Raw genomic sequence first — 16,978 nt, 5'->3', positions numbered from 1 at the left:
GCTACTCGCGCGCGTTGGCATCGGCAGCGGAGTCGCTATCTGCGCCGCTATCGGCGGGGAACTCATCGTCGTCTTCGGCGGATAGGTCGGCGAATCCGAAGCGCTTCAGTCGCGCCCGGTCTGCCGCGGAGGCAGAGCTGGTCAGCTGCAGCAGTTCGTTGTAGATGCCGCCGCTGGTCGCCAGCTCGGCGGGGGAACCAACTTCGCAGACACGCCCCTTGTCTAGGGTGACGATCTTGTCCACGTCGGCGATGGTGGACAGGCGGTGGGCGATGACGATGGTGGTGCGGCCGACCATCAGTTCGTTTAGACCTGCCTGCACCACGCGTTCGGCCTTCGTGTCCAGCGCGGAGGTGGCTTCGTCCAGGATCAACACTGGCGCGTCTTTCAGCATGGCGCGGGCCACAGCGATGCGCTGCTTCTGCCCGCCGGACAGGCGCAGGCCGCGTTCGCCGATGAGGGTGTTGTAACCGTCCTTGAAGTGCATGATGAAATCGTGTGCGAAGGCGCGCTTGGCCACCGCCTCAATCTCCTCATCCGTCGCGTCGGGCTGTGCATAGGCGATGTTTTCGCGAACCGTGCCGGAGAAGAGGGCGGGCTCTTGGAACACCACGCCCACGGAGCTGCGCAGCTCCGCGGCCGTCATGTCCGCCACGTCCTTGCCGCACACTGTCAGTTGTCCCTCGGTGGGGCGGTACAGGCCTAGCAGCAGATTCACCAGGGTGGATTTGCCGCCCCCGGATTCGCCAACCAGCGCCACCTGGTCTCCCTTGGCTGCCTGGAAGCTGACCTGGTGGATGACGGGCTCGCCCTTGAGGTACTCGAAGCTGACGTTATTGAAGTCGATGACCGGCCCAGTTTCCGGGGCGGAAAGCTGTGGGCGCACGGCCTGGTCTACCTCTGCCTGGGAAACGAGCATCGGCCCGCCCGGGCGGGCAGCTTCTAGCAGGGGAGTGGTGGCAGACGGCTCTTCCAGCTCCTCCATGGTCTCGAAGTATTCGCGGGAGCCTGCGGCGGCGCGCTGGGCGGTATCCACCATCCAGCTCATCATGCCGGCCGGCTGGCGAGCCATCACCACGTATTGCAGCAGCAGTACCATGTCGCCCAGCGTGAAGTCGCCGTGCAGTGTGCGCCAGAAGAGCATCAGGTAGATGGCGAAAAAGATTATGTTCATTCCGCCCATGCGCAGCACGTCCATGAAGTGCCACCAGCGGGACTGCTCGCGAGTCAGTTGAATCGTGTCCGCGAAGTGCTTCTGGAACAGCCGCAGCTCGCGCAGCTCGGAGACGAAGGACTTGACTACCTTCACCTGGCCGATGACCTCCGCGAAGCGTCCCTGGGCTACATCGATGTGCTCGTTCTTCTCCTTTTCCCACACCATCCACTTCTTGGAGGTCAGCATGGTCAGGTACAGGTACATCGGGAAGATAATCGCCAGCAGTAGCGCCAGCGGCCAGTAGTAGATCGCCGTGATTACCAGGATCATCACCACGGTGATCAGCATGGAGAAGAAGTTATTGGCGAAGGACTTGATGAAGTCCGTTAGCCCCAGGATGGAGCGGTCCAGCCGGGAAATGATCGTGCCCGTGACCTGCTTGTCGTAGTATCCCTGCGGCAGTGCCAGCAGCTTGGCGTAGTAGCGGTTAGAGAGGATCTGGCGCATCCGCATGGCCATCACGTCGCCGAACCACCCGCCGATGTTGCGGATGATGGTGTTCGCTAGCTCCACAGCCAACAGGCCGACGGCGAGCCAGATGACGGTCTTCGTTGCGCTCTCAATCGCGGCGTCGGTAGCCCCACCGCCCCCGATGGTCTCCACGATGGTGTCGGTGGCCAGCTTCACCAGGAAAGGCGTAGCCAGAGCCAGTCCGGCGGTAACGATACTGGTGATCATCACCACCAGGTAGAACGGCCAGAGTTCCTTCGTGGAGCGCAGGATGCGGCTGAAAGCGTTAATCACATCTTGCCAAGTTAATTGTTCAGGTTCGTCTTAGCGAATTCCGCGATGCGGCCCAGAGCCTCGTTGAGGATCTCCCGGGACGTTCCGAAGTTGATGCGCACATGTCCCGCGCCCTGGGAGCCGAACATGATCCCCTCGTTGAAGGCCACGCGGGCTCCTTCCAGCAGCTTCTGGCCCGGCTTCTCTTCCAGTCCCGGAACCTCACTGAGGTCCACCCACAGCAGGAAGCTGGCCTCGGGGCGGATGAACTTTGCGCCGGGCAGGACCTCCGGCAGGCGGCGCTCGAGCAGATCCAGGTTGCCCTGCAGGTACTCGAGTTCGTTGTCCAGCCAGGCCTCGCCGTTCGTGTAGGCGGCCTCGGCGGCGAGCTGCCCCAGGGTGGAGGAAGACCCGGTGCGCAACGGGCTGACCTTCGCCATCGCCGCGCGGTCGTCCGGGTTGGTAAAAATCATCTGCGCGCAGTGCAGGCCCGCGGTATTCCAGCCCTTAGAGGTTGCCAGCACCGTCACCGTCACCCGCGCGGCGGTTTCGCCGAGCGTGGCCAGGGGGGTATGCGTGTGCGGCGCGTAGACCACTGGCGCGTGGATCTCGTCGGAGATCAGGCGCACATTGTACTTATCGGCCAGCTCCACCAAGGTGGCCAGCTCCTCCGGGCGCCACGCTCGCCCCAGCGGGTTATATGGGTTGCACACGATCATTGCCCCCACACCCGCGGGGTTTTCGGTGCTGGCAAAGGCCCGTTCCAGTGCCTCGTAATCGTAGGCCCACTCCTCGGCTCCCTGCTTTTCAACCTTGGTCATCTCCACCTCGACCTTGGGGCGGTTCACCGCACTCGGCACGTCGAAGAACGGGTGGTAGCTCGGCACGGGGACGATCACGTCGGAGCCCTGCGGCGTAAGCTCGTCGATCGCCGCGGCCACGCCCTTGACCACATCGGGCACTAGCCGCACCCAGGACGGATCGATCTGCCAGCCGAAGCGGCGGTCCAGGAAGCCCGCTAGCGCTTTTTGTACGGAACCATTGCGGCGCTCGTAACCGAAGTACTCGCGATCCACGCCCGTCTGGATGGCCTGTTTGACGGCGGGGCAGGTGTCGAAGTCGGTTTCGGCGACCCACAGTGGCAACACGTCCTCGTCGTAGACGGTCCATTTCATCGTCCCGCGGGCGCGGAGGGTGTCGAGGTCGTGGAAGGTAACGTCGGCGGGCGCGTTCCCGGCGGCGCTATGGGGGCTGTTGTTCTGGGCGCAAGCGTTCATAGCTCCCCACCCTAGCACTCTAGACCGAGCTGTCTACCTGCTTGGGTAAAGCTCTGGATAGTCTTTGCGAATCTGCTGGTAAGCGTCCTCTGCCACCTCGTTGGTGACTTCGCCGCGGGCCGCCGCATCCATATCGAAGCGGCGCACCAACCGTCGCGAACCATAGCGCGGCCACTGCGGATTCTCGCCGTGGGCGAAGCGCGCCACTATCCCGTGAAACTCCGTCGCCAACGGCTGCAAGCGTTCGGGTGCGGAATCGCCGCAGAAATCCCGCACTGCGTGCGGTGCGACCGTAAGGGCGTCAAAAACCAAAGGCAGATCCGCGCAGTGCCACGCGGACTGGCTTCCGTGAAACTCGTAGGCCCAGCTCGTATCGCGTTTTTCCTCCATGATCGCCACGGCCCAGCGTTTAATGGCCGAATCCCCGATGGCCATACCCACCGGATGTGGCGACGCCCACCGCACCCGTGCCTGCAGCGCCCGCTCCGCGTACCGCGCCAGTGGCTTGGCCGCTTGCCGGACCAGCGGGTTGTTGGATTTCAGGCGCTTGTCGATAGCGCGGGCGATGGGCATAGGAACGAACTCCTCGCGCAGCGTGCCGACCAGCAGCGGGACGTCGAGCATGTGATGGGGCCGGAAAGGATACGGACCCACCGCGCAGTCCGTGCCATAGATACGGGCATAGCGGCGGTAGGCGCGCAGCAGCTGTTCCGGCTGCAGGCTGGAAAGGTGCTCGGTCGTCAGCGGACCGCCGAGGAGGGCGCGTGCAACATGCTCGCGATTCGGCCAGCCCTCGCGCGGGAACCCGGGGCTGAGGATCACGGCGCGGTGCACCAAGTTTGCGGCGCGGGGGTTGCACAGCGTCCAGGCCGCCAGTGCACCACCGGCGGATTGGCCCATCAGTGTGACTCGCTCGGGATCCCCACCGAAGGCAGCGATATTGTCGTGCACCCAGCGCAGGGCGGCGACGATGTCTTCGGCGCCTCGGAAGTACTCCGGTTCTGTGTTCGGGTCCACAGAACTATCCAGATCGGCGGGGCGCCACTCGTTGACGAGCGGCAGGAAGCCCTCCAGGCGGTACCGGTAGTTCAGCGAGACGAACACGCAGCCGTCCTCGGCGAAGCGGGTGCCGTGGTACCAGAGGTCGTCTGCGTAGCCTTCCTCGTAGCGACCGCCGTGGATAAACACGATGACGGGCGCCCCAGGGCGGGTATCCGTGTGGGGGCCAGTGGCGGTTGTGGAACGGGAAGCGCCGGCCGGGCAGGCCTCCGAAGCACTGGCCGGGCAGGCCTCCGGAGGAGCGGCCGGGCAGGTGACCGACAGAGCCTGGCGATAGGTGGTGGTGGAAGAATCGCCAAAGAAAAAGCGTGGGGGAGGGGCAGGCGCTGGAGGCGCGAAGCGATCGCCCGCGGCGTAGGGGATGGATTCGAAGCGCCAGACGGAACCCCGACGGTAGCCGCGTATGGTGCGCTGATCGACGGCCACATCAACATGGTCCTTGGCCGCGGGGATAGAGTGGGGAATCATGGATTACCTCCAGAATGCTTCCGAACTGCCCTATGAACTGCCAGACTTCGCGGCCATCGACCTAGCCGACCTGGTTCCCGCCTTCCGCACCGCGCTGGTGGATCACGCCGCGCAGATCGCGGCAATTGCGAACAACCCCGAGGCTCCTACCTGGGAAAACACCGCAGAGGCGTGGGAAGAATCGGGGCGGATGCTGCAGCGCGTGCTGGCTATCGTATTCAATTATACGGGCGCAAACGCCACTGACCAGGTGCGCGAGATAGAGGCAACGATCAGCCCGGAGCTGGCGCGGCACTTCAGCGAAATCTGGCTGAACCGCGCGCTGTGGGAGCGCATCTGCGCCCTGCCCGAGCAGCCGGAGGGCAGCGAGGAAGAGGCCCTGCTGCGCGAACTGAAGAAGAGTTTCGTTCGCGGCGGTGCGGAACTCGACGACTCGCAACGCACCCGCCTGCGCGACATCGACGCGCAGCTGGCCGAGCTGACCACGGCCTTTGGCGCCCAGCTGCAGACCGCTACCGAAAGTGCCGCCGTGCTGCTTACCGACGAGGCCGAGGTCGCGGGCCTCAGTGCGGCGGAAAAGGAGTACTTCGCCGCAGCCGCCGCCGAGCGTGGCGAGGATGGCTGGCTGATCCGTCTGGGACTGCCGAGTATTCAGCCGGTGCTGGAATCGCTGGATAACCCGGCGGCACGCGCGAAGGTGCACGAGGCATCGCTGAACCGCGCGGCTGGTAGCAATGAGGCCACCTTGCTGCAGATCGTGAACCTGCGCGCCCAGCGTGCTGAGCTGCTAGGTTTTGCCAACCACGCAGAGTTCGTCGCCGCCGCCGAGACCGCCGGTAGCCTGGCCGCGGTCGAGGAACTGTTAAATCAGGTCACGCCCGCCGCCGTGGCGAACGCACAGGGGGAATACAAGCGGGCTCTGGACAAGATGGTCACCAGCAGTGCAGAGGATGCAGAACAAGGCGCAGCGGAGGCGAACGTAGCCGGCCTCACTGGAGCCGACTGGCCCTACTGGGATGCCCAGCTGCGCGCCGAGGAACTCGACGTGGACGAGGCCGAACTAAAGAAATACTTCCCGCTGGAGCAGGTGCTGGTAGACGGCGCCTTCTTCGCAGCCAAGCGTCTCTACGGCATCGACGTGCGCGAACGCCCCGACCTGGCCGGTTACGCGCCGGGTGTGCGGGTGTGGGAGGTTACAGAAGACACAGAGAGCACAGAGGGCACAGAGGCGCCTGTTGGCATCGGCCTGTTGCTCACCGATATGTATGCCCGCCCCACCAAGCGCGGCGGCGCGTGGATGAATTCTTTCGTCGAGCAGTCCAACCTGCTGGGGCAGGCCCCCGTGGTGGTCAACGTTATGAACATCGCCGAGCCCGCCGAGGGCGAGCAGGCCCTGCTGAGCCTCGACGAAGTACAGACGGTTTTCCACGAGTTCGGCCACGCCCTGCACGGCTTGCTTTCCGACGTGCGCTACCCCACGCTGTCTGGCACCAACGTGCCCCGCGACTTTGTAGAGTTCCCCAGCCAGATCAACGAAAACTGGGCCCTGGAGCCCGCCGTGCTGCGCAACTACGCCCGCCACGTAGAGACCGGGGAGGTTATCGGCGGCGAGTTCATCGAGGCCATCCGCGTCCAGGCCAAGTGGGGCCAGGGCATGGCCACCACCGAGTTCCTGGCCGCCTGCTGGCTGGATCTGGCCTGGCACAAGCTCTCTGCAGCGGAGGCCGCCAAGCTCGCCGTAGCCGCCACCGACGGCGCGGGCACCGATGGCGCTGGCGCCGATGATGCCGGTACTAGCGCCGCCGAGCAGGTCGAACGCTTCGAGGCCGAGGCCCTGGAACGCGCCGGGGTAGACGTCAACGGCGCCCTCGCCCCGCGCTACCGCTCCGCCTACTTTAACCACATCTTCGCCGGTGGCTACTCCGCCGACTACTGGAGCTACCTGTGGGCGGAGGTGCTAGACGCCGACGGTTTCCAGGCCTTTGTCGATACCGGCGCTGCGGTGGGGGAGTCTGGGCAGGCCGGTGAGTCCGGTGCGGAGTCTAATGACGCCACCGCCGACCTCGACGACGACGATGTCCGCTTCGCGGGCGAGCGTTTCCGCCGCATCATTCTCTCGCGCGGCGCTAGCATCGACTTCGAAGACGCATTTTGGATGTTCCGTGGCCGACAGCGCAGCGTGCAGCCGCTACTTCACCGCCGCGGGTTGAGCCAGGGGTAGGCGTCCCTAAAAAAGAAAGAGCAAACCAATGATGGAATGGCTGATTAACACGCCGGTGTGGATCCAAACCCCGCTGGTGTTCCTCGCCCTATTCGTGGTTTGCATCGTGCTGGCCTTAATATGGCAGATAATTGCGCTGCGGGTTTTCCCCGCGAGCGCGGAGGAAGAGCGCGTGCACGGCGCGTTATCGCTGCGTGAAATGTGGGCCAGCCGCAGTTCGCGGCCAGAGGATAGCGGCGCCGCGCGGGGCACCCAACCAGGTGATCCGCAGGAAGATCAGAGCCAAAACGACCAGAAGCAGGAGGGCTAAAAGCCAATGAAACACCACTCCAAGGTTCGTCAGGCGCTGGCCCTGCTGCTAGTTCTTCTATTGGTGGCCTGGCTGGCCACCAGCGTTTTCTAGCTCAGCGCGCTGCTAGCCCTCGCCGTGGGTGGCGGCCAGCACCTCGCGGGCTAGCGGCATGTCCGCCAGATCCTCCACGAGCACCGGGTTACCCTGCCCATCACACAGTGGCACGCGCCAGTTCGGGTACAGATCCTGCGTGGTGCCCGGCTGATTCTGCGCGCGCAGGTCACCAACCAGATCCACCAGGGCGGCGCAACGCAGCAGCGACGGTGTCTGTGCAATGTAGCGGTGCATCGCGCGCAGGATGTACGAAACATCCGGGCGGCGCTCCCGTCCGTGCCGCGGATCGTCCAGCTCCTGGCGCAGATCGTTCAAGAAGTAGCTTTCGCAGTCCATGCCGTGGAAGGCGCCGTGGCGGGCGATGGTGCCCAGTACGTCAACCTGCCAGGCGGCATCCTCGGCGAACTCGTCGTCCGAGCTGCGGGTCAGCACTCCCAGCTCTTCGCGCAGGTCGATGTGCCCACCGCGCAGGTAGCTAGCGGTCGGCGGCAGGTCGTGAGTTGTCACGGACGTCAGGCAGGTGCGGCGGTAGGCCTCCGGCGGCTTGGCCCCGTTGGCGTCGCCCTCAAACCACACGATCGAGGTGCCCATTACGCCACGGCTGGCCAAGTAGTCCTGAACCCACGGCTCGAAAGTGCCCAGGTCCTCACCGACGACCACAGCACCGGTGCGGTGCGCCTCTAGCACCAAAGCGCCGACCAGCGCCTCGTGGTCGTAGGTGACGTACGTGCCCAGGGTGGGCGATTCCATACGCGGGATCCACCACAGGCGGAACAATCCAAGCACGTGGTCGATGCGGATACCGCCGGCCGTGCGCAGGATCGTGCGCAGCATGTCGCGCCACGGGCGGTAGCCTTCCTCCGCCAGCTTCCAGGGGTGCCACGGCGGCTGCGACCAGTCTTGACCTTGCTGGTTGTAGCCGTCTGGCGGGGCGCCAACGCTAGCGCCGGGAGCCAAAACATCGGCCAGCGTCTGCGAGTCCGCGCCGCCGGGGTGCACCCCCACGGCCAGGTCGGCCATTAGGCCGATGCTCATGTGCTCGGTCAGGGTTTGTTGCGCATGCATTTCCTGCTCTTGGCACAGCATCTGCATCCAGGCGAAGAAGTCGCTGGTCAGAGCCGGGTTATTGGCGGCGCGCTCGCACCATTGCGCGAACCCCGCCAGCCCCTCGCCTTCGCGCTCTTGGAAGGCGCGCAGTTGTGCGGTGCGCTCGTCGCCGATCCCTGCGGTGTACAGCAGGTGCAGGGCCTTCATTTTGGACGCCACCACGGGGTCCCGCTCCAACAAATCCGCGGTGTAGTTACGCTTCTTCAGCGGCGCGGCGAGCTGCTCGATCTGCGCGTGGAGCTCGGGGTGTGCCGCGTACTCGGGCGTGTTTTCTACTCGGATGTAAATGGGGTTGGTGTAGCGACGGGTGGTGGGCAGGTAGGGGGAGTCCTCCACCGGGGGAGCGGCCTCGGCGGCGTGCATCGGATTAACCAGCACGAAGTCTGCCCCGCCTAGCTTCTGCAGGGAATCGCTCAAGGCCTCGAGGGTGCCGTAGTCGCCGATACCCCAGGCATCCCGGTCGCGCAGCGAATACAGCTGCGCCATCACGCCGGTGCGCGGAGCCTCCGGCAGCTGCAGGGACTGTGGGGAAACCAGCAGGGTGGAGCTTGCCTTGGTGGTATCGGCCGTCGCCTCGATGCGGTGCCAGCCCGCGGGCAGGGCGGGCAGCTGGAAGGTGGCGGTGCCGAAGGTGGTTGCGGTCTGCTCTGCACCAACCGTGATGGGGTCTACCCACTCGTTCAGCTGGTCGAGGTTAAACGTTTCGCCGTCCTCAGTGTGGATCTGCACCTGCAGAGATTCGCCGTCGATGCAGTGGACATGCAAGGTGCGCGGGCGGTCGGCGATGGCGGTGATAGTGGGGGCGAGCATGCGGCTATAGCGGGCGCGCAGCAGATCCTCGGTCGCCGCCCGTACGACTTCCTCGGTCAGTGCGGACGGGTCTTCCGGCAGATCCAACCCCAGCTCGCGGAGGGCGAAAAGGACGGTGCTGCTTTGGACGTCCACGCGCTGGCCGTCCTGGCCGGTGTACCAGGTGGCCACACCACACTCGGCGGCCAATTCGTTGAGGATTGCGTTGATATCGGAGGCTTTCGATCGCCCAGGTTCCACGGAGCTAGTCACACCTGCCATTGTGCAGGGTGGAGGGCGCTTCTTCCACTCTTTTGGGCAGTCGCAGAAAGGACGGGGTGGGAGCTCACGTTTTGTGATTAGGCAATTTCTCGAACGTTAGACGTGATTCACACCACTCATATATGGTTGTAGAAGTATTAATCACGGTGAGGTCGCGGGCGCTCCGACCGAAGATGCGCTCGTTACTTTCGTAAAAACCCAGTTCAGGCAACTGTCAGGATATGAGCAAAGGGAGCAGCATGACGGAGTACACCTCTGAAGCCCTATACACGATCGACGAGCACGAGACCTGCCTTTCGGCAGTTCGCGACCTTGCCGCCACGTCCCCGGATGGGGTGCTGTTCAAGCGCCCGAAGAACTTTGACTGGGTGGACGTCACCGTCGCTGAATTCCTGGAGGACGTGTACGCGGTAGGCAAGGGCCTGGTTGCCAACGGTATCGAGCCGGGCGACCGCGTGGTCATCATGTCCGACACCCGCTACGAATGGACCGTCCTGGACTACGGCATCTGGGCTGCCGGTGCGATCACCGTGCCGATCTACCCGTCCTCTTCTACCTCCCAGTGCGAGTGGATCGTGGGCAACTCGGGCGCGAAGCTCGCTATCGCCGAGAAGTCCGGCCACACCACCCGACTGTCCAGCTTCGTCAAGGAAGGCGACCGCCCGGAGGGCGACACGTCCGCACACCTCAACCGCGTGCTGGAGATCAACAGCGGCGCCATCGACATCCTGGTTAACGACGGCAAGGAAGCCGACATCCAGCAGGAGGTCCTGGAGGAGCGCATCGCTAACACCCGCGATTCCGACGTCGCCTCCATCGTCTACACTTCCGGCACCACCGGTCGCCCGAAGGGCTGCAAGCTGACACACCACAACTGGCTGGCAGAGGCCCGCGCCATCCTGACCCACCCGGTCGGCCGCGCCGCCGCGTTCGGCTACCGCAAGCTGACCTTCCTGCCGCTGGCTCACGTGTTCTCTCGCGCGATGGCACACGCTGCCACCGTCGGTGGGGCAACCCAGACGCACTGGAGCGACATGAGCACCCTCGTTGCCGAGTTCCAGCGCACCAAGCCGAACCTGATCTGCTCTGTGCCCCGCATCTTCGAAAAGGTGCACGCGGGTGTGAAGTCCAAGGCCACTGAAGGTGGTGGCGTTAAGGCCAAGATCTTCACCTTCGCTGAGCGCGCCGCAGTCGACTACTCCCACGCGCTCGATACCGACGAGGGGCCGACGCTGAAGCAGAAAATCAACCGCGCAATCGGCGACAAGCTGGTCTACTCCAAGGTCCGCGAGGCCATGGGCGGAGAGCTGGACTACGCCATCTCCGGTGGCTCCGCACTGAACCCGGAGCTCATGCACTTCTTCCGCGGCGTGGGTGTCACGCTGTACGAGGGCTACGGCCTGACCGAGTGCACCGCTGCGGCCTGCACCAACTTCGCTCCGGACAACATCATCGGCACCGTCGGCCGCCCGTTGGGCGGTATCACCGTCAAGATTGACGACGACGGCGAGATCCTGCTGAAGGGCGACATGGTTTTCGCCGGCTACTGGGAGAACGAAGAGGCCACCGCCGAGGCCTTCAACGAGGACGGCTTCTATCGCACCGGCGACCTGGGCAAGCTGCTACCCACCGGCCACCTGAAGATCACCGGCCGCAAGAAGGAAATCATCGTCACTGCCGGCGGCAAGAACGTCTCGCCCGGCCCGATGGAGGACATCCTGCGTTCCGCCCCGCTGATCTCCCAGGCCATGGTCGTTGGCGACGATCAGAAGTTCGTCGGCGCTCTGATCTCCCTGGATGAAGAGGCCGTGAAGAAGTGGAAGGAAAACAACGGCATCGCCGAGAACGTCTCCATCCGCGAGCTGGCGAAGAACCCGGTTCTGCGCTCCGAGATCCAGGATGCGATCAACGAGGCCAACGCCACCGTCTCCCACGCCGAGGGCATCAAAAAGTTCCGCATTGTCCACCGCGACTTCACCGAGGAGAACGACGAGGTCACCCCGTCGCTGAAGCTGAAGCGCTTCGTCGTGTCGAAGAACTTCGCCGACGACATCGCCTGGATCTACAACTCAAAATAACTTAAGAAATCCGCCCGACGACACCGGCCACGCCTCCGCGTGTGGCCGGTGTTCGTGTTTTAAAGTTGTCTCCGATATCAACCGATACATGGGCTTGTGACGGGGCCTGGGGAGAGGAGAACGCGTGCACTACGATGCTGCCCTGCGCGTTCGCGAGCTCACCCAGAACATATACGACATCGGCGACGAGATCGCCGACTGCATCGATCACGTCTCCCAGGCCATCGCCGACTGGGATGCCGATCTGGTGGAAGACTGCCTGCTTGAGTTAGGGGAGATCATCGCAGAAGGTCGCGCCGAGGTGCGCCCCGGCCTATCCGAGCTCAACGGTCTGCGTCAGGCTTTCGTCTCTGGTGTCCGCGCGGGCAGCATGTCGGGCGTAACCCCGTCGCGCACTCCGCGGGCTCTCGGTGGCACCGTTTCTCGCGGCGGCGAATACCCGCACCCCGGTCGCACCTTGAGCTTCATGCACAAAAAGTCCGGTGCGCCTGCTGGTCGTTCTCGTGGAGGCGCCCCCTCGTCCACCACCACCGACCCCAGCCACGCGCGCCACTCCCGTGGGCAGGACTTGTCCGAGGCCTCCGCAGGCCACGCCCCGGCGACGATGGCCTCCACCGCCTCGTGGCGCATGTGGTTGCGCGAGCAGGCCGAGCACATCCGCGCGAACCTGCGCGAGGTGGAGGACTGGGTGATCAACCAGACCCAGTGTGCCTTGGAATCCCAGTCGGTGCTGCTACCGCAGGTGTACGTCAAGGCGGAACAGCGCACGATCGAACTGGTGGGGCAGTGGTCCGAGGTTATCGCCCGTCAGCCGGAGCTGGCCGCGGGGATGCGCGGAGAAGCACCGCCGGAGTTCCTCGTGGAACGCGCCCGGGTGGACGAGATCGTCGGTCGCTTGCAGCGCCGTAAGCGCGGCACCGCTGTCTAACGGCCGTAGCCAACGGCGGTGGGGGAGCCAAGTAGACTCGCAGAACATGCACGGCCTTTATATTCACGTTCCCTTTTGCTCTACCCGCTGCGGTTACTGCGACTTCAACACCTACACCCCGCAGGAGCTCGGCACGGCGGATGGCAACACCATCCCCGGCTACCTGGATGCCTTGGAACGCGAGCTGGAAGTCGCCGCCGAGGTCTGGGATTACCCCGGCGAGGTGCAGACCGTCTTCTTCGGTGGCGGCACGCCCTCCATGCTGGGGCACGAAGGCCTGACCCGCGCACTGAACGCCGCCCGCCGCACGGTGGGGATCGCTCCGGACGCGGAAGTCACCACCGAGGCGAACCCGGAATCCACCAGCCCGGAGTTCTTTACCCACCTGCGCGAGGCCGGCTTTAACCGCGTCTCCCTGGGCATGCAGTCCGCGGTGGGGCACGTTCTGAAGGTGTTGGAGCGCCAGCACACCCCGGGCCGGCCCATCGAAGCTACCCGCGAGGCCAAGCAGGCGGGCTTCGAGCACATCAACCTGGACGTCATTTATGGCACCCCCACCGAGACTGACGACGATCTGCGGCGCACCCTCGACGCGGTACTGGAGGCTGATGTAGACCACGTTTCTGCCTACTCTTTGATCGTCGAGGACGGCACGGCCATGGCCCGCAAGGTGCGGCGTGGCGAGCTCCCTGCCCCGGACGAGGACACCCTCGCGGATCGTTATGACGCCATCGATGCCCGCCTGCGCCAGGCCGGATTTAGCTGGTACGAGGTCTCTAACTGGGCCAAGCCCGGCGGGGAATGCCAGCACAATCTGATCTACTGGCGCTCCGGACAGTGGTGGGGAGCAGGCCCTGGCGCCCACGGATGCGTGCGACTGCGCGGTGCAGGCCACAGCGAGTCTGGTCTGGTGAGGCTGGTAAATGCGAAGCGTCCGGCGACCTATTGGGATGGGCTGGCGGGCGGAGGCGAGGGGGCGTCCATAAGAAAAGACGGCCTTCCCCTGCCAGGGTCGGTGGTGACGACCGAGCGCCTCAGCAACGACGACCTGCGCACAGAGCAGGTGATGCTGCGACTGCGCCTGGCCGCAGGGCTGGAGCTGACCGAGCTGGCGGGAAGCACCGGAAGCGCCGGAAGCGCCGGAAGCAAGGAAAATACCGAGCTGGCGCAAGTGATCGAGCGCTACACGGGCCTGGGGCTGCTGGATGCACGCGGCGAGCGCCTAAGATTAACGGACAAAGGGCGCTACCTGGCCGACGGGATCGTCACGGACATCGTGTTGGCGTTGGGACTATAAGAGGCTACAAGAGCTGGCGCCCCCGGGGCTGTCAGGGCTAATCGAACTCGCACTAGGAGTGAAGGATTTGTCGAGCGGAACGGAAAAGAGAAGGAACCAGGTGCTGCGGGCGATTGTCAGCGACTTCATCGCCTCGCACGAACCGGTGGGTTCGAAGATGCTGGTAGATAGGCACCAGCTAGGTGTTTCCTCGGCGACGATCCGCAATGACATGGCGGTGTTGGAGGCCGAGGGGTACATCACACAGCAGCACGCCTCCTCCGGGCGCATCCCCACGGTGAAGGGCTACCGCCGCTTCGTCGACGGCATCCACGAGGTCAAGCCGCTCAGCACGCCCGAGCGGCGCGCGATCCTGGACTTTTTGGAAAACGGCGTGGACCTGGAAGACGTGCTGCGCCGAAGCGTGCAGCTACTATCACAGCTCACCCGGCAGGTGGCGGTCGTGCAGATGCCGGACCTGCGGCGCGGACGGGTGAAGCACTGCGAGCTGGTGAAGCTGGGCAGCCACCGCATCCTCTTGGTGCTGATTACGGACACCGGCCGCGTAGACCAGCGCAACGTGGATCTAGGCCAGCCGATCAGCGACGACGATCTGCCGCGGCTGCGCGACCTGGTGAACTCCGCGATGGTGGGGCGCACCTTGGACGACGCATGTACGAACATCGCCGCTCTGGCTCGCGAGGCCAAGGGCAGCAGCATGCCCGAGGAGTTGCGCGATGTGGCTCTGGTGGTGGCAACCGTGCTAGTGGAAACGCTGTTAGAGCGACCTAACGACCGGCTGATCTTGGCGGGCACACCCAACTTGATGCGTACCAACGAGCTGAGCCCCGTGGTGGAGGCACTGGAAGAGCAAGTGGTGGTGCTAAAGCTACTGAACAGCGTGCGCGACTTGCAGGTGCAGGTGAGTATCGGCGAGGAAAACGAGGACGAGGAGCTGCGCGGCGCCTCCGTTGTATCCACCGGCTACGGCAACGCGAATGCGGTGCTGGGCGGAATGGGCGTGGTCGGGCCGACGCACCTGGACTACCCGGGCACGATTTCCTCGGTGATGGCCGTGGCGCACTACGTCTCGCGGATTTTGAGCGAAGAGTAGGAATAGTAGACTGGTGCAGTTGGTTTAGGGGCTGTGAAGCCCAGAGTAAAGCAGACGTGAAAAGGACCCGCTGAACGTGGCTCGAGACTATTACGGAATCCTCGGCGTGGATCGCGACGCTACGGATGCCGAAATTAAAAAGGCGTACCGCCGACTGGCGCGCAAGTACCACCCCGACGTCAACCCGTCCGAGGAGGCTGCGGAGAAGTTCCGCGAGGCCTCCCTGGCTCAAGAAGTGCTGACGGACCCGCAGAAGCGCCAGATCGTGGATGCTGGTGGCGACCCGGAAGAGCAGGGCTTCGGCCAGCCGGGCGCGGGTGGCTTCGGTGGCTTCGGCGGAGGCGGCCTGGGCGACATCTTCGACGCATTCTTCGGCGGCGGGGGCGGCGCACGCGGCCCGCGCGAGTCCCGTGTGCGCCGCGGCAACGATGCGCTAGTGCGCATGGAGGCCACTTTGGAGGAGGTCTACGCGGGCATCGACCGCGAGATCACCGTAGAAACTGCCGTGCTGTGCGACGTGTGCGACGGCTCGGGTTCGGCTTCTAAGGCCCAGCCGGTGACGTGCCCGACGTGCCAGGGTGCGGGTGAGGTTATGGAGCTGCAGAACTCCATGCTGGGGCGCGTGCAGGTGCGCCGCGCCTGCCACCGCTGCGCGGGCACCGGCGAGGTTATCCAGGATCCTTGCGAGAACTGCGCGGGCGACGGGCGCGTACGCGACCGCCAGACCCTCAAGGTCTCTATCCCCGCGGGTATCTCTGACGGCATGCGCCTACGCATGAGCGGCAAGGGCGAGGTTGGTCCCGGCGGCGGCCCGGCCGGTGACCTGTACGTGGAGGTACACACCACCGACCACCCATACTTCATCCGCGAGTCTGACGACCTGCACGTGAACCTGCAGGTTCCGGCAGTAGAGGCAGCCCTGGGCACCTCCGTGGAAGTCAAGCTGTTGGACGATTCCATCGCTACCGTCGATATCGCCCCCGGCACTCAGCCGGATGCCACCATCCGCCTGTCGGACAAGGGCATGCCGCACCTGCGCCGCGAGGGCCACGGTTCGCTGATCGCCCACGTGGAGGTCATGATCCCCACCGACCTGAGCCACAAGCAGCGCGATCTGCTGGAGAAGCTGCGCGAGGCCAGCTCCCAGAACGCGGGCGTGGCCACCAAGGACGAGTCCCACAGCGGCTTCTTCTCCCGCCTGCGTTCCAAGTTTGGCCGTTAGCCCATGACGGATCCGGTGTTCATCCACCCCATTCCCGAGCCGGTCGCCGTCGGGGATCGCTTCCGCCTGACTGGCACGGAGGCCAAGCACGCCTCCGTTAAGCGCCTCGAGGTAGGCGAGGGGGTGGTCGTCACCGACGGCACCACGCGCGCGGTGCAAGGTTCTTTTCTTGGGGACGCCACCGTGGAGGTCGCTGACATCCTCGACCTTCCCGTGCCGAACCCGCGGGTAACGGTAGTGCAGGCGATTCCCAAATCTGATCGGGCGGAGCTGGCCGTGGATTTGATGGTGCAGGCGGGCGCGGATCGGATTGTGCCCTGGGCGGCTCGCAGGGCGATTGCCAAGTGGGATGGCAAGGAGGTTAAGGCTCACGCGAAGTGGGAGAACGCCGCCCGTGCGGCAGCTAAGCAGTCCCGCCGCCTGCAGATCCCGGAGGTCACCCAGCTGGTGCGCAGTCCGCAGGAACTGGCACGGGTGCTGGGGTTGCGCTCTGCTGATAAGGCCGGTGCCAGCGAGACTAGCGCTGGCTCCATCCGCGTCCTGGTGCTCCACGAGGAGGCGACAGAGCCCCTGCCTGCAGTAGTGACCGCTGCAGTAAACGGCGGCGCTAGCAGCGCCAGCGGAGCAGGCGCCACCGAGTTGGTTCTCGTCGTTGGCCCCGAGGGCGGCATTGGCCCCGAGGAACTGGCCGAGTTTGAGCAGTTGGGGGCCACCCCAGTCCGCCTGGGTCCGGAGGTTCTGCGCACCGCAACTGCTGCGGCGGTGGCGCTGGGCGCCATCGGCGCTGTTACCGAGCGTTGGCGGTAGGATCT

12 protein-coding genes are annotated in these 16,978 nt (G+C 64.8%); 8 read left to right on the top strand and 4 right to left on the bottom strand.

Annotated elements, in window-relative coordinates; translation table 11 throughout:
- Position 1: 1 nt before the first annotated feature.
- Genes ACKFRT_RS05555 through ACKFRT_RS05545 form a run of 3 tightly spaced genes read right to left on the bottom strand, consistent with a single transcriptional unit; the run spans position 2 to position 4,743 of the window.
- Positions 2–1,960: an ABC transporter ATP-binding protein gene (locus ACKFRT_RS05555; protein WP_408926056.1), complete on the bottom strand. Its 1,959-nt coding sequence runs from the start codon at positions 1,958–1,960 to the stop codon at positions 2–4.
- An 11-nt stretch (positions 1,961–1,971) separates the two neighbouring features.
- On the bottom strand, positions 1,972–3,216 hold the full coding sequence (locus tag ACKFRT_RS05550; RefSeq protein WP_408926055.1) for a MalY/PatB family protein: 1,245 nt from the start codon (positions 3,214–3,216) through the stop codon (positions 1,972–1,974).
- A 33-nt stretch (positions 3,217–3,249) separates the two neighbouring features.
- Positions 3,250–4,743 carry a carboxylesterase family protein gene (locus ACKFRT_RS05545; RefSeq protein ID WP_408926054.1) on the bottom strand — a complete coding sequence of 498 codons (1,494 nt, stop codon included), beginning with the start codon at positions 4,741–4,743 and terminating at the stop codon, positions 3,250–3,252.
- Between ACKFRT_RS05545 and ACKFRT_RS05540 the strand changes: the two genes are divergently transcribed.
- Both ACKFRT_RS05540 and ACKFRT_RS05535 read left to right on the top strand, forming a co-directional pair.
- Positions 4,742–6,964, top strand: a complete 2,223-nt coding sequence (locus ACKFRT_RS05540; protein ID WP_408926053.1) for a M3 family metallopeptidase — start codon at positions 4,742–4,744, stop codon at positions 6,962–6,964. The two genes, ACKFRT_RS05545 and ACKFRT_RS05540, sit on opposite strands and share 2 nt — an antisense overlap.
- A 28-nt stretch (positions 6,965–6,992) precedes the next feature.
- Positions 6,993–7,274 carry a hypothetical protein gene (locus ACKFRT_RS05535; protein WP_296215514.1) on the top strand — a complete coding sequence of 94 codons (282 nt, stop codon included), beginning with the start codon at positions 6,993–6,995 and terminating at the stop codon, positions 7,272–7,274.
- Between the two features lie 105 nt (positions 7,275–7,379).
- Here the strand turns inward: ACKFRT_RS05535 and ACKFRT_RS05530 are convergent, their stop codons facing one another.
- Positions 7,380–9,548 (bottom strand): 4-alpha-glucanotransferase, encoded by a 2,169-nt coding sequence (locus tag ACKFRT_RS05530; RefSeq protein WP_296215512.1) that lies wholly within the window; start codon positions 9,546–9,548, stop codon positions 7,380–7,382.
- Positions 9,549–9,787: 239 nt separating this feature from the next.
- Between ACKFRT_RS05530 and ACKFRT_RS05525 the strand changes: the two genes are divergently transcribed.
- The 6 genes from ACKFRT_RS05525 to ACKFRT_RS05500 all read left to right on the top strand — a co-directional run bounded on the left by ACKFRT_RS05525 (position 9,788) and on the right by ACKFRT_RS05500 (position 16,973).
- Positions 9,788–11,626: an AMP-dependent synthetase/ligase gene (locus tag ACKFRT_RS05525; protein ID WP_408926052.1), complete on the top strand. Its 1,839-nt coding sequence runs from the start codon at positions 9,788–9,790 to the stop codon at positions 11,624–11,626.
- Positions 11,627–11,750: 124 nt separating this feature from the next.
- A complete protein-coding gene (locus ACKFRT_RS05520) occupies positions 11,751–12,554 on the top strand; it encodes a hypothetical protein (protein WP_408926051.1) in 804 nt (267 codons plus the stop codon).
- Positions 12,555–12,600: 46 nt separating this feature from the next.
- Positions 12,601–13,851, top strand: a complete 1,251-nt coding sequence (gene hemW, locus ACKFRT_RS05515; protein WP_408926050.1) for a radical SAM family heme chaperone HemW — start codon at positions 12,601–12,603, stop codon at positions 13,849–13,851.
- A gap of 67 nt (positions 13,852–13,918) precedes the next feature.
- Positions 13,919–14,944, top strand: a complete 1,026-nt coding sequence (gene hrcA, locus ACKFRT_RS05510) for a heat-inducible transcriptional repressor HrcA (protein ID WP_296215504.1) — start codon at positions 13,919–13,921, stop codon at positions 14,942–14,944.
- Positions 14,945–15,020: 76 nt separating this feature from the next.
- Positions 15,021–16,166 carry a molecular chaperone DnaJ gene (gene dnaJ, locus ACKFRT_RS05505; RefSeq protein WP_408926049.1) on the top strand — a complete coding sequence of 382 codons (1,146 nt, stop codon included), beginning with the start codon at positions 15,021–15,023 and terminating at the stop codon, positions 16,164–16,166.
- A 3-nt stretch (positions 16,167–16,169) separates the two neighbouring features.
- Positions 16,170–16,973, top strand: coding sequence for a 16S rRNA (uracil(1498)-N(3))-methyltransferase (locus ACKFRT_RS05500; protein ID WP_408926048.1), 804 nt, complete (start codon positions 16,170–16,172; stop codon positions 16,971–16,973).
- Positions 16,974–16,978: the final 5 nt, after the last annotated feature.

It is taken from the genome of Corynebacterium jamesii, assembly GCF_046097395.1.
In the GTDB taxonomy this organism is placed as follows: Bacteria; Actinomycetota; Actinomycetes; order Mycobacteriales; family Mycobacteriaceae; genus Corynebacterium.
This window is presented reverse-complemented; position numbering and strand designations above follow the sequence as displayed.

Excerpts from the sequence above, each read along its gene's own strand:
- ACKFRT_RS05550 (WP_408926055.1), bottom strand. The coding sequence starts at position 3,216 with ATGAACGCTTGCGCCCAGAACAACAGCCCCCATAGCGCCGCCGGGAAC.
- ACKFRT_RS05540 (WP_408926053.1), top strand. The coding sequence starts at position 4,742 with ATGGATTACCTCCAGAATGCTTCCGAACTGCCCTATGAACTGCCAGAC.
- ACKFRT_RS05545 (WP_408926054.1), bottom strand. The coding sequence starts at position 4,743 with ATGATTCCCCACTCTATCCCCGCGGCCAAGGACCATGTTGATGTGGCC.
- ACKFRT_RS05535 (WP_296215514.1), top strand. The coding sequence starts at position 6,993 with ATGATGGAATGGCTGATTAACACGCCGGTGTGGATCCAAACCCCGCTG.
- ACKFRT_RS05530 (WP_296215512.1), bottom strand. The coding sequence starts at position 9,548 with ATGGCAGGTGTGACTAGCTCCGTGGAACCTGGGCGATCGAAAGCCTCC.
- ACKFRT_RS05525 (WP_408926052.1), top strand. The coding sequence starts at position 9,788 with ATGACGGAGTACACCTCTGAAGCCCTATACACGATCGACGAGCACGAG.
- hemW (WP_408926050.1), top strand. The coding sequence starts at position 12,601 with ATGCACGGCCTTTATATTCACGTTCCCTTTTGCTCTACCCGCTGCGGT.
- ACKFRT_RS05500 (WP_408926048.1), top strand. The coding sequence starts at position 16,170 with ATGACGGATCCGGTGTTCATCCACCCCATTCCCGAGCCGGTCGCCGTC.